Annotated in this window: 10 protein-coding genes; 3 read left to right on the forward strand and 7 right to left on the reverse strand. The window is 71.7% G+C overall.

Annotated features, from left to right (window positions below):
* Positions 1–210: 210 nt before the first annotated feature.
* On the forward strand, positions 211–1266 hold the full coding sequence (locus tag ACTWPV_RS20055) for a class I SAM-dependent methyltransferase (RefSeq protein WP_443152955.1): 1056 nt from the start codon (positions 211–213) through the stop codon (positions 1264–1266).
* Between the two features lie 47 nt (positions 1267–1313).
* On the forward strand, positions 1314–3659 hold the full coding sequence (locus tag ACTWPV_RS20060) for a glycoside hydrolase family 95 protein (RefSeq protein WP_443152956.1): 2346 nt from the start codon (positions 1314–1316) through the stop codon (positions 3657–3659).
* Here the strand turns inward: ACTWPV_RS20060 and bfr are convergent.
* The 6 genes from bfr to ACTWPV_RS20090 all read right to left on the reverse strand — a co-directional run bounded on the left by bfr (position 3632) and on the right by ACTWPV_RS20090 (position 7655).
* Positions 3632–4114, reverse strand: coding sequence for a bacterioferritin (gene bfr, locus ACTWPV_RS20065; RefSeq protein ID WP_132591014.1), 483 nt, complete (start codon positions 4112–4114; stop codon positions 3632–3634). The two genes, ACTWPV_RS20060 and bfr, sit on opposite strands and share 28 nt — an antisense overlap.
* A 24-nt stretch (positions 4115–4138) precedes the next feature.
* Positions 4139–4315: a (2Fe-2S)-binding protein gene (locus ACTWPV_RS20070; protein ID WP_132618226.1), complete on the reverse strand. Its 177-nt coding sequence runs from the start codon at positions 4313–4315 to the stop codon at positions 4139–4141.
* A gap of 133 nt (positions 4316–4448) precedes the next feature.
* The gene (locus ACTWPV_RS20075; protein ID WP_443152957.1) at positions 4449–5069 is read right to left on the reverse strand and encodes an MBL fold metallo-hydrolase; all 621 of its coding nucleotides are present in this window, start codon (positions 5067–5069) and stop codon (positions 4449–4451) included.
* A complete protein-coding gene (locus ACTWPV_RS20080) occupies positions 5069–6154 on the reverse strand; it encodes an S-(hydroxymethyl)mycothiol dehydrogenase (RefSeq protein ID WP_347643154.1) in 1086 nt (361 codons plus the stop codon). Before ACTWPV_RS20080 ends, ACTWPV_RS20075 begins: the two co-directional genes overlap by 1 nt.
* A 101-nt stretch (positions 6155–6255) precedes the next feature.
* Positions 6256–6768, reverse strand: a complete 513-nt coding sequence (locus ACTWPV_RS20085) for a PH domain-containing protein (protein WP_347643153.1) — start codon at positions 6766–6768, stop codon at positions 6256–6258.
* 68 nt (positions 6769–6836) lie between these two features.
* Entirely contained in the window at positions 6837–7655 is an 819-nt protein-coding gene (locus tag ACTWPV_RS20090) for a biotin--[acetyl-CoA-carboxylase] ligase (protein WP_347643152.1), read from the reverse strand.
* 113 nt (positions 7656–7768) lie between these two features.
* On the opposite strand from ACTWPV_RS20090, the gene ACTWPV_RS20095 reads away from it, so the two are divergent.
* The gene (locus ACTWPV_RS20095) at positions 7769–8887 is read left to right on the forward strand and encodes an epoxide hydrolase family protein (protein WP_443152958.1); all 1119 of its coding nucleotides are present in this window, start codon (positions 7769–7771) and stop codon (positions 8885–8887) included.
* Here ACTWPV_RS20095 and ACTWPV_RS20100 read toward each other — a convergent pair.
* Positions 8850–11495 carry a phosphoenolpyruvate carboxylase gene (locus tag ACTWPV_RS20100; RefSeq protein WP_443152959.1) on the reverse strand — a complete coding sequence of 882 codons (2646 nt, stop codon included), beginning with the start codon at positions 11493–11495 and terminating at the stop codon, positions 8850–8852. The two genes, ACTWPV_RS20095 and ACTWPV_RS20100, sit on opposite strands and share 38 nt — an antisense overlap.
* Between the last annotated feature and the right edge of the window lie 7 nt (positions 11496–11502).

The following is an 11502-nucleotide window of genomic DNA, read 5'->3' on the forward strand; positions in this document are numbered from 1 at the left end:
CCGTGATTATCGACGCGAAACTTGGCGGCCCGTGCAGGACGCGCCAGAGTGAAAATTCCGACCAGCACTTTCCGCCGATCACTTTCCCCGGCCGAGCGCCCGGGTAGGGGACGCGTCCACGGCGGAACCGGTTGTGTGGCGAAAGACCTTTTCCAGGTGCCGCGTGGCGCCGATCCTCGATCGGGGCCCGGCCGGAAGAAGGAGATGATCATGATGACCACGAGCACCGACGCGTTCGCCGACCGCCTGCTGGGATCGGCACTCGGCACCATCGACCTGCTCTCCATGCACATCGGCGACCGGATGGGCTGGTATCGCGCGCTGGCCGCGCACGGCCCGGCCGACGCCGCCGAGCTGGTCGCCCGTTCCCGCGGCCACGAGCGGTACGCCAGGGAGTGGCTGGAGCAGCAGGCCGCCACCGGGATCCTGGAGGCCGCGGAGGACGGCCGCTTCGCCCTGCCCGGCGGCGCGGCGGAGGTGCTGACCGACGAGTCCAGCCTGGCCTACCTCGCCCCGCTGGCCCGGATGCTGGCCGGCGCGTCCGTCCAGTTGCCCGCGCTCCTGGACGCCTACCGCGACGGCGGCGGGGTGCCCTGGGCGGCGTTCGGGGCCGACATGCGGGAGTCGCAGGCCGACATGAACCGGCCCTGGTTCGAGCACGCACTGCCGGACGCGCTCGCGGGCGTGCCCGAGCTGGACGCCGTGTTGCGCCGCCCCGGCGCCCGCGTCGCCGACGTGGGCTGCGGCGGTGGATGGTCGGCCATCGCGCTGGCCAGGGCCTACCCCGGAGCGACCGTGGAGGGCGTCGACATCGACGGCCCGTCCGTCGAACTGGCCACCCGCAACGCGGCCGGCGCGGGTCTCGGGGACTGGGTGACCTTCCGCCGCGGCGACGCTGCCCTGCTGCACGAGAGCCGCTACGACGCCGTCTTCGCCTTCGAGTGCGTGCACGACATGCCGCGGCCGGTGGAGACGCTGGCGGCGGCACGGCGGGCGACGAGCCCGGACGGCGCCGTCGTGATCATGGACGAGGCCGTCGGCGACTCCTTCACGGCCCCCGCGGACGACGTCGAGCGGCTGATGTACGGCTTCAGCCTGCTCATCTGCCTGCCCGACGCGATGAACGAGCAGCCCTCGGCCGCCACCGGCACCGTGCTGCGACCGGGCACGCTGCGCCGCTACGCCCGCGAGGCCGGCTTCTCCGACGTCGAGATCCTGCCCATCAAGGACTTCGGCTTCTGGCGTTTCTACCGGCTCATTCCCTGAGCAGAGGTCGGATGTCTCTCCGTGCTGCCCTGGTACTCTAGGGCCGCATGGCGGACCTCCTGGGAGATACACCCGATGACCTGACGCTCTGGTACGACGAACCGGCCACCGACTGGGAGACCCAGGCGCTGCCCATCGGCAACGGCGCCCTCGGGGCGATGGTCTTCGGCGGCACCCGCACCGAGCGGCTCCAGTTCAACGAGAAGACGTTGTGGACCGGCGGTCCAGGGTCGGCACAGGGCTACGACTTCGGCAACTGGACCTCGCCCCGGCCGGACGCCCTGGCGGGGATCAGGCGGCGGCTCGACCGCGACCCGCGGATGTCGCCCGAGGAGGTCGCGGCCGAGCTGGGGCAGCCGAAGTCGGGGTTCGGGGCGTACCAGGCGTTCGGCGACCTGTGGCTGGAGATGGCGGAGCACGGCACAGCCGGCGGCTACCGGCGGGAGTTACGCCTTCGGGAGGCAGTGGTCAGGGTCGGCTACACCGCGGGCGGCGTACGCCACGCGCGCGAATACTTCGCCTGCCATCCGGCGAACGTGATCGCGGGGCGGCTCTCGGCCGACCGGGCGGGCGCGGTGTCGTTCACGCTCCGCGCGACCTCGCCGCACCTGCCGCCCGAGCAGGCCGGCGTCGCCAACGGGCGGCTGACGCTCAGGGGAGCGCTGGCGGACAACGGGCTGAGGTACGTGGCCCAGGTGCACGTGGTCGCGGAGGGCGGCACCCGCACCGACGGGGACGGCCTGATCACGGTCACCGGAGCCGACAGCGCGTTCTTCGTGATGTCGGCGGGCACCGACTACGCCGGGACGTACCCGGCCTACCGCGGCGACGACCCGCACGCCGCCGTCACCGCCGCCGTGGACCGGGCCGTGGCGCTGGGTTACGACGCGCTGAGGCGGGCCCACCAGGACGATCACCGGGCGTTGTTCGACCGGGTGGTGCTGGACCTCGGGCAGCGGACGCCGGCCGTCCCCACGGACCGGCTGCGGGCCGCCTACACCGGCGGCCCGGGGGCGGACGACCGCGCGCTGGAGGCGCTGTTCTTCGCCTACGGCCGCTACCTGCTGATCGCCTCGTCGCGGCCCGGGTCGTTGCCCGCGAACCTGCAGGGCGTCTGGAACGACTCCACCAGCCCGCCCTGGTCCGGCGACTACCACACCAACATCAACCTGCAGATGAACTACTGGCCCGCCGAGGTGACGAACCTGGCCGAGACGGCGCGGCCGTACGACGACTTCGTCACGGCGCTGGTGGCGCCGGGCGAGGTGACGGCGCGGGAGATGTTCGGGGCCGGCGGGTGGGTGGTGCACAACGAGACGAACCCGTTCGGGTTCACCGGCGTGCACGACTGGGCCACCGCGTTCTGGTTCCCGGAGGCGGCCGCCTGGCTGACCCGGCAGATGTACGAGCACTACCTGTTCAGCGGCGACATCCGCTACCTGCGCGAGACCGCCTACCCGGTGATAAAGGGGGCCGCGCGGTTCTGGCTGGACACGCTGCACACCGACCCCCGCGACGGCGGCCTCGTCGTCTCGCCGAGCTACTCGCCCGAGCAGGGCGACTTCTCGGCCGGGGCGTCGATGGCGCAGCAGATCGTCTGGGACCTGCTCACGAACGTGGCCGAGGCCGCCGGCGTTCTGGACGCCGACGCCGCGTTCCGCGCGCGGGTGCGGGAGGCGCTGGCCCGGCTCGATCCCGGGCTCAGGATCGGATCCTGGGGGCAGCTCCAGGAGTGGAAGGCCGACTGGGACGACCCCGGCAACACGCACCGGCACGTGTCCCACCTGTACGCGCTGCACCCCGGGCGCCAGATCACGGCGGAGAGCCGCGAGGGCGGGGCGGCCGGGGTCGCGCTGGCGGCAAGGGGTGACGGCGGCACCGGCTGGAGCAAGGCGTGGAAGATCAGTTTCTGGGCGCGGCTGCTCGACGGCGACCACGCGCACACGATGCTGCGCGAGCAGCTCAGGCACTCCACGCTGGACAATTTGTGGGACACGCACCCGCCGTTCCAGATCGACGGCAACTTCGGGGCCACCGCGGGCATCGCGGAGATGCTGGTGCAGAGCCGGCCCGGCGAGATTCACGTGCTGCCCGCGCTGCCGTCCGCCTGGCCTGCGGGGTCGGTGCGCGGGCTGCGGGCCAGGGGCGACGTGACGGTGGACGCCTCCTGGCGTGACGGCGCCGCCGAGCGGATCACGCTGCGCACGGGGCGCGGCGGCCCGATCACGTTACGTTCGGCGGCCATCACGGCCGCCAGCCGGGTGCTGGACGGGCGGGGCGACGACGTGGGCGCGCGCCGCTCCGGCGACACCCTGGCCTGGAACGCCGCCGCGGGGGCGGCGTACGCGGTCGTGACGGGGAGCGGTCAGTCGGCCGAGGGCGGCTCGGCGTAGCGGGCGAGGTAGAGCTGCTCACCGAGGCTGCGGATCAGGTCGAGCTCCGTCTCCAGGTAGTCGATGTGCACCTCCTCGTCCTCGAGGATCTCCTCGAAGATGCGGGCGGAGGTGACGTCGCCCTTCTCCCGCATGAGCTGGATGGCCGGCCGCAGCCGCTGCACCACCGACAGCTCCACCTCCAGGTCGGCCCTGAGCTGCTCCTCGACGGTCTGGCCGATGTGCAGGGTGCCCAGGCGCTGGTAGTTGGGCAGCCCTTCGAGGAACAGGATGCGGTCGGTCAGGCGTTCGGCGTGGCGCATCTCGTCGATCGACTCAGCGCGGGTGTGTTCGGCAAGCTTGGTGTATCCCCAGTTCTCCTGCATCTTGGCGTGCAGGAAATACTGGTTGATCGCGGTCAGTTCGGCGGTCAACTGCTCGTTGAGCAGCTCGATGATCTGCTTGTCGCCCTGCATGGCAGGCCCCTTGCTGCTATCCGGCTACGCGGTCGTCAGTTCTTCAGACCGTTTCAGGATCGCACAGATTTTCCGCACACATCGGGCACAGTCACCACCAGCCCCGGTGGTGTCACGGATCTGCTTCGCGCTGGTAGCCCCGGCGGCAATGCAGTCGTGCACCTCGTTCTCGGTCACCGCACGGCACACGCACACGTACATCCGGGGACAAACCTCTCGAGTCAGAGGGGGAACACCATTAGGTAAGGCACACCTAAGGTAGCCCACTTTGGTAAGGCTTGCCTATGTTAGGTACGCCACAGTGATGTACCCGTACGCGTGCGAGCCACTCCTCTCAGTGACCCCGGGCGATCCACTCCTCAAGGTGCGGCGCCTCCGCGCCGATGGAGGTCGAGTCGCCGTGCCCGGTGTGCACGACGGTCTCCGCGGGCAGCGCCAGCAGGCGCTCCCTGATCGAGTCGATGATCGTGTCGAACGAGCTGTAGGAACGCCCGGTCGCCCCGGGCCCGCCCTTGAACAGCGTGTCGCCGCTGAACAGCGCGCCCAGCTCGGGCGCGTACACGCAGACCGCTCCCGGCGCGTGACCGGGCGTGTGCAGGATCTGCAGCGTGATGCCGCCGACCGCGATCTTCTCGCCGTCGGCCAGCGGTTCGTACGACAGCGAGTCGGCGTACTGCTGCTCCCACAACACCTGGTCGGCGGGGTGCAGCCGGATCGGCGCCCCCGTCAGGCCGGCGAGAGGCCCTGCCGCGTTGATGTGGTCGTTGTGGGCGTGGGTGCAGACGATGGCCCTGACCGCGCGCCCGCCCACCCGCTCGGCGATGGGCGTGGCGTCGTGGGCGGCGTCGATGACGACCACCTCGCGGGCGTCGCCCACCAACCAGACGTTGTTGTCGACCTCCCACGTGCCGCCGTCCAGCGAGAACGTGCCCGAGGTGACGACCCGGTCGATCATCAGAGGACCACCACCGAGCGCAGCACCTCGCCGCGGTGCATCTTGCCGAACGCCTCCTCGACCTGGCCGAGCTGGATCGTCTCCGTGACGAACCGGTCGAGCGGCAGGCGGTTCTGCAGGAACAGGTCGATCAGCATGGGGAAGTCGCGCGAGGGCAGGCAGTCGCCGTACCAGGAGGACTTGAGCGAGCCGCCGCGCCCGAACACGTCGAGCAGCGGCAGCTGCAGCCGCATCTCGGGGGTCGGCACGCCGACCAGCACGACCGTGCCGGCCAGGTCACGGGCATAGAACGCCTGTTCATACGTCTCGGGCCGCCCCACCGCCTCGATGACCACGTCGGCGCCGAAGCCGCCGGTGAGGTCGCGGATGGCCTCGACCGGGTCGTTGTCGCGGGAGTTGACCGTGTGGGTGGCGCCGAAGCCGCGGGCCCACTCGAGTTTGCGGTCGTCCACGTCGACCGCGATGATCTTCGCGGCGCCGGCCAGCGACGAGCCCAGCACGGCCGCGTCGCCGACGCCGCCGCAGCCGATGACCGCCACGCTGTCGCCGCGCGTCACCCCGCCGGTGTTGATCGCCGCGCCGATGCCGGCCATGACACCGCAGCCGAGCAGCCCCGCCACCTGGGCCGGCGCCTCGGCGGAGACCTTGGTGCACTGGCCGGCGGCGACGAGCGTCCTGGCCTGGAACGCGCCGATGCCCAGCGCGGGCGACAACTCCGTGCCGTCGGCGAGCGTCATCTTCTGGCGGGCGTTGTGAGTGTTGAAGCAGTACCACGGCCGGCCGCGCAGGCAGGCCCGGCACTGGCCGCACACGGCCCGCCAGTTGAGGATGACGAAGTCGCCCGGCTCCAGCCCCGTGACCCCCTCGCCCACCGCCTCGACGGTGCCCGCCGCCTCATGGCCGAGCAGGTAGGGGAAGTCGTCGCCGATCCCGCCCTCCCGATAGTGCAGGTCGGTATGGCAGACCCCGCAGGCCTGCACGTTGACGACCGCCTCGCCCGGCCCCGGATCGGGGACCACGACCGTCTCGAGCGAAACTTCCTGACCCTTGCCCCTGGCGATCACGCCCTGCACTTCGTACGGCATGCCAGCCATCTTGTGTCAGGAGGATGATCTCCGCAAGACATAGGGCCGCACCACGCCGGGCCGTCCGGCCGGAACGATCCTCCCGCTCGCGGGAGCGGGCGTCAGCGGCCGTCGATCGTCCCGTCGGAGGCGTCCTCGACGAGCCGGAACAGCTCGGTGCGGACGTCCTGGATCCTCGGGATGTCGCGCAGCACGATCTCGCCCCTGTCGGAGGCGGACTCGACCGTCAGCGTGCCGCAGCCGAGCAGCCGCTCGGGGAACGTCTGGTCGGAGCTGACCGTGTTGACCTTGGCGATCGGGATCTCGTCGGTCGACTTGTTGAGCACGCCGGTGCTGATCGTGAAGCGGTGGGTGGTGAGCACGTAGCCGGTGTTCTTCCACTGCAGGTAGGGGACGAACGACCAGATCGTCAGCAGGATGAGGCCGATGACGCCGGTGGCGATCCTGGCGTGGAAGGCGAACTCCCAGTCGGCCGGGATGAAGTAGAGAGCCGCGCCGGCGGCCGCCGCGATGAGCACCAGCGCGACGAAGGGGCCGACGAGCCGCTTCCAGTGCGGGTGGAAGGACCTGACGCGCCGCTCACCCTGCGTCAGATGATGGTCGGGAAGGGTCATGCGAAGAATGGTGCCATCATCGCGGCCCCGGCGGCTATCGCGGTGGTGCGGCGCGCACCCTCCGCATCTCAGGCCATGCGCACGTGGACGACGTCGCCCGCGCTCAGCGTGTAGTGCTCGCCGCCGGACTCCACCTGGAGGTGCCCCCACTGGTCGATGCCGGACGCCCGGCCGGTCAGCGCCTGATCGCCCGGCAGCTCCACCCTGACCTGCCTCCCGACCGTGGCGCTGGTCGCGAGGTAGGCCGAGCGCAGCCCGGACGCCTCCGCGTCGCCCTTGGCGTCGACCCAGTCGTGGTAGTGGCTCTCGACCTCGCGCAGCACGGCCCGCAGCAGCGGATCGCGGTCGAGGCAGGCCGCCTGCTCGATGCCCAGCGACGTGGCGGTCTCGACGGGCAGTTCGTCGGGTTTGAGCGACACGTTCAGCCCCATGCCGATGACGACGGCGTCGTCGGCGCGCTCGGCGAGCACGCCGGCCAGCTTGCGCTCGCCGACCAGCAGGTCGTTGGGCCACTTCAGGCGCACGTCGACCTCGGCCAGGCGGCGCACCGCCGATGCGGCGGCGACGCCGTACAAGAGGGTCAGCCAGCCCTGGGAGGCGAGGGGGACGTGCGGCCGGAGCAGGATCGAGAACGTCAGGCCCGAGCGGGGCGGAGCCGACCAGGAGCGGCCCAGCCGCCCGCGGCCCGCGGCCTGCGCCTCCGCCACCAGCACGGACCCCTCCCGCGCCCCCTCCTTGGCGGCGCCGGCCAGGTCGGCGTTGGTCGAGCCGGTGCTCTCGACGACCGTGACGCCCGTCCACAACGAGCCTGGGCGGACCAGCGCGCGGTTGAGCGCCGCCGCGTTCAGTGGCGGGCGGTCGAGGTCGGAGTAGCGCGAGTTGGCCATCTCCCCATCTTGGCCGATGGCGGTGGGTTCGCTGACGGCGGGAGACCTATTGGAATGAAGCATTCCGTTCTGCTATTATCGGAACAGAACGAACCGTTCCCGAGAGGATCGTCATGAGCATCACCCCCTTCCGCATCGCCGTCCCGCAGGCCGACCTCGACGACCTGCGGGCCCGCCTCGCCCTGACCCGCTTCACCGACGAGATCGACGGCGCCGGCCAGGGAGTGAGCGTCGAGCGGGTCAAGCGCCTGGTCGGCCGCTGGCGCGACGGGTTCGACTGGCGGGCCCTGGAGGCCAGGCTCAACGCGTACCCGCAGTTCACCACCGAGATCGACGGGCAGAACGTGCACTTCTTCCACGTGCGCTCCGACAACCCCGAGGCCCTACCGCTGATCCTCACCCACGGCTGGCCCGGCTCCGTCGTCGAATATCTCGACGCCATCGAGCCGCTGTCGCGCTACTTCCACCTGGTCGTCCCGTCGCTGCCCGGCTACGGCTTCTCGGGGCCGACGCGCGAGCTGGGCTGGAACAACCAGCGCATCGCCAGGGCGTGGGCCGCGCTCATGGCCGAGCTCGGCTACGAGCGCTACGGCGCCGCGGGCAACGACGCCGGGTCGATGATCTCGCCCGAGGTCGGCAGGATCGACCCCGAGCACGTCGTGGGCGTGCACGTCACGCAGCTCTTCTCGTTCCCGTCCGGCGACCCCGCGGAGTTCGCCGACCTGAGCGAGGACGACCAGGCGGGGCTGGCCGTGCTCGACTGGTTCTGGAAGGAGAAGGGCGCCTTCAACGTGCTGCAGTCACAACAGCCGCAGACGCTCGCGCACGCCCTCGCCGACTCCCCCGCCGGGCTCGTGGGCTGGCTCGCCCAGCTCTTCGACGAGGACCTCGACGACGACTTCGTGCTGGCCAACGCCGCCGTCCACTGGTTCACCGGCACCGCGGGCTCCGCGCTGCGGCTCTACTGGGAGAACGCCCGCATGGAGCAGCCGAAGGAGCCCACGACCGTGCCGACGGCGCTGGCCATGGCCGAGGGCGACTTCCTGTCGATCCGCCGTTTCGCCGAACGCGACCACGCGAACATCGTCTCCTGGAAGACGCTGCCCGCCCCGGCGCGTGGCCACTACACCGCGCGCAGCGCCCCGGACGTGCTCACCTCCGACATCCGGGCCTTCTTCGACGCTCTCCGCCAGCTCAGCCGGTGTTCTGCAACCCCGCCGCGACGCCGTTGACCGACAGGAGCAGGAGCGTGGACAGCCGGTCGCGCTCCCGCTCCGACGGGTTGCCGGTGCGCAGCGCGCGCAGGGCCCGCAGTTGCAGGTGCGACAGCGCGTCGACGTACGGGTCGCGAAGCTGGACCGCCCGCGAGAGCACCTTGCGGTTCTCCAGCAGCCGCCTGTGCTCCGTGACCCTGAGCACCAGCTCGCGGGTCCTGTCGTACTCCTCCAGCACCTGCCGGGCGAAGTCCTCCCTGCCGCCCAGCGCCAGATAGCGCTTGGCGATCGAGCGGTCGGTCTTGGCCAGCGACATTTCGGCGTTGTCGAGCATCGCGTTGAACAGCGGCCACTCGGTGTACGCCGCCCGCAGCTCCTCGATGTCGCCGACGGCCGCCAGGCCGGTGCCGAGGCCGTACCAGCCGGGCAGGTTGACCCGGGTCTGCGCCCACGCGAACACCCACGGGATCGCCCGCAGGTCGTCGAGCGAGCGCGGCGCGCCCAGGCCGCGGCGGGCCGGACGCGAGCCGAGGCGCAGCGTGCCGATCTCCTCGAGCGGGCTGACCAGGCCGAACCACTCGGGGAAGCCCTCCGCCTCGGTCAGCGACCTGTAGGCCCGCTCGGACGCCGTGGCGACCTGCTCGGCCAGGCCGCGGAACCGTTCGGCGGCGGCCGCGGTGCGCGACCCAATCGTCGGCGAGGAGGCCAGCAGCACGGCGTTGGCCACCTGCTCCAGGTGGCGGCGGGCGATCGCGATGTGGCCGTAGCGGGCGAAGATGACCTCGCCCTGCTCGGTGACCTTGAACCGGCCCGCCACCGAGCCGGGGGCCTGGGCCAGCACGGCGCGGTTGGCCGGGCCGCCGCCGCGGCCGAGCGCGCCGCCGCGGCCGTGGAACATGCGCAGCTTCACGTCGTGCTCGGCGGCCCAGCGGGTCAGCTCCTCCTGCGCCTCGTAGAGCCGCAGGGTGGCCGCGGCGGGGCCGAGCTCCTTGGCCGAGTCGGAGTAGCCCAGCATGATCTCCATGCGCCGGCCGGTGTCGGCCAGGCGCTGCCGCACCTGCGGGATGTCGAGCATCCCGGTGAGCACGCGCGGCGAGTTGGCGAGGTCCTCGCCCGACTCGAACAGCGGCACGACGTCGAGCACGGGCGCGCGGTCGCCGAGCGCGTGCCCGGCCAGCTCGTAGACGGCCGCGACGTCGTCGGCCGAGCGGGTGAAGGACACCACGTAGCGGGAGCAGGCGCTGACCCCGAACCGCTCCTGGATCCAGGCGATCACCCGGATCGTGGCCAGGACCTCCTCGGTGCGCTCCGACGGCTCGCCGCCCGCCCGCAGCTCCTCCAGTGCGGCGGCGTGCACCTGGGAGTGCTGGCGCACCTCCAGCTCGGCCAGATGGAAGCCGAACGTCTGGACCTGCCAGATGAGGTGCTGCAACTCGCCGTACGCCTGCCGCGGCGCGCTCGCAGCCAGCGACTCCTGCGCCAGGCGCAGGTCGGCCAGCAGTTCGTCGGGCGAGCGGTAGGCCAGGTCGAGGTCGCGGCGGTGGGTGGCGGCGATGCGCGCGGCCACGAAGAGCAGCCACTGCCGGTGCGGCTCGCGCGGCGAGCGGGTGGCCAGCTCGGAGACGACCTCGGGGTAGGCGTCCACGGCCGTGGCCAGCGCCGTCTTGAGCTCGGGCGAGCAGGGGGCGAACTGCGCGGAGGCCGTCAGCGTGCGGCCGATGCGCGAGCAGGCGGTCTCGAGGGCCGTCAGCACGTGCTCGGACTGGATCTGGACGGTCTCGCGGGTGACCCTGGCCGTGACGTTGGGGTTGCCGTCGCGGTCGCCGCCGATCCAGCTGCCGTAGCGGATGAACGGCCTGGCCCGGGGCGGGCGGGCGCCGGTGCCTCCGTCGCGGGCAGGGTCGGCCGCCGCGCCGAGCGCCGCGTCGAGGGCGCGGTAGACCTGCGGCACCATACGGAACAGCGTCTCGTCGAAGGCGGCCATGGCGGTGCGCACCTCGTCGAGCGGGTCGAGCTTGGTGGAGCGGAGCTGGGCCGTGCGCCACAGCAGGTCGATCTCCTCCAGCATGCGCCGCTTGCTCTCCGCCCGCTCGGAGGCGCCGCGGCCAGGGGAGTTGTACTCGGTGAGCTGGCCGCTGACCCGCTGGATCGCGGTGACGACCGCACGCCTGCGCGCCTCAGTGGGGTGCGCGGTGAGCACCGGGTGCAGCTCGAGGCCCTCCACCAGCTCGGTGACGCGCTCGTGGCCCAGCTCGCGCACGGCCTGGGCGAGCGACTCGCGCTGCACCCTGCCCTCGGCGTCGCGTTCGCGCAGCGTGCGGATGCGGTAGTGCTCCTCGGCCAGGTTGGCCAGGTGGAAGTAGCAGGTGAACGCCCGGGCCACCTCGACTGCCCGCTCGATCTCCCATCCCGCGATCATGGCGGTGATCTCGTCGGCCGAGATCTCGCCCCTGCGCGCGGCGATGACCGCCTTGCGCAGCCGTTCGACGTCGGCCAGCAGGTCTTCGCCGCCCTGTTCGGCCAGCACCTGGCCGAGCAGCTTGCCGAGCAGCCGCACATCGTGGCGCAGCTCGTCCGGCATCTCGGTCACGGCGGCGCTGCGATGTTCGAGCCCCTGGTCAATCATGTTTCGA

This window comes from Nonomuraea sp. KM88, from assembly GCF_052245635.1.
Lineage (GTDB): Bacteria > Actinomycetota > Actinomycetes > Streptosporangiales > Streptosporangiaceae > Nonomuraea.

Coding starts and splice junctions, on each gene's coding strand:
- ACTWPV_RS20100 (WP_443152959.1), bottom strand. CDS start 11,495: ATGATTGACCAGGGGCTCGAACATCGCAGCGCCGCCGTGACCGAGATG.
- ACTWPV_RS20090 (WP_347643152.1), bottom strand. CDS start 7,655: ATGGCCAACTCGCGCTACTCCGACCTCGACCGCCCGCCACTGAACGCG.
- ACTWPV_RS20085 (WP_347643153.1), bottom strand. CDS start 6,768: ATGACCCTTCCCGACCATCATCTGACGCAGGGTGAGCGGCGCGTCAGG.
- ACTWPV_RS20080 (WP_347643154.1), bottom strand. CDS start 6,154: ATGCCGTACGAAGTGCAGGGCGTGATCGCCAGGGGCAAGGGTCAGGAA.
- ACTWPV_RS20095 (WP_443152958.1), top strand. CDS start 7,769: ATGAGCATCACCCCCTTCCGCATCGCCGTCCCGCAGGCCGACCTCGAC.
- bfr (WP_132591014.1), bottom strand. CDS start 4,114: ATGCAGGGCGACAAGCAGATCATCGAGCTGCTCAACGAGCAGTTGACC.
- ACTWPV_RS20055 (WP_443152955.1), top strand. CDS start 211: ATGATGACCACGAGCACCGACGCGTTCGCCGACCGCCTGCTGGGATCG.
- ACTWPV_RS20070 (WP_132618226.1), bottom strand. CDS start 4,315: ATGTACGTGTGCGTGTGCCGTGCGGTGACCGAGAACGAGGTGCACGAC.
- ACTWPV_RS20060 (WP_443152956.1), top strand. CDS start 1,314: ATGGCGGACCTCCTGGGAGATACACCCGATGACCTGACGCTCTGGTAC.
- ACTWPV_RS20075 (WP_443152957.1), bottom strand. CDS start 5,069: ATGATCGACCGGGTCGTCACCTCGGGCACGTTCTCGCTGGACGGCGGC.